The organism is Pseudomonas sp. SIMBA_068 (assembly GCF_046534705.1).
In the GTDB taxonomy this organism is placed as follows: domain Bacteria; phylum Pseudomonadota; class Gammaproteobacteria; order Pseudomonadales; family Pseudomonadaceae; genus Aquipseudomonas; species Aquipseudomonas putida.
On sequence record NZ_JAWRYI010000564.1, the window covers coordinates 1 to 270 of the forward strand.

1 protein-coding gene is annotated in these 270 nt (G+C 65.6%); it reads left to right on the forward strand.

Annotated elements, in window-relative coordinates; genetic code table 11:
• Positions 1 to 270 (forward strand): hypothetical protein (locus SB756_RS30425; RefSeq protein WP_410913286.1); only part of this gene is annotated, 270 nt, incomplete at both ends.

Consider the following 270-nt stretch of genomic DNA (forward strand, 5'->3'; position numbering starts at 1 on the left):
CGGCGAGGACGACGGCGCGAAGCGGATGGCCGGCAACTATGCGGCCGTCGCGCTCGCCTGGCGCTACCTGTGCGAGTTCGCCGGCATGGATCCGAGCGAAGGAGACTTCCCGCGCGACCTGCTCGCCGAAATGAACGGTCACATCGCCGAGACGAGCGCCGATCGCGAGCCGTGGGTCTGGATCATGGAAACCGTGCTGTCGGAGATCGACGGCGGCAATTACAAGCACCCGTACACGTTCGACATGGTCGACGGCGAGTTCTGCCTGCT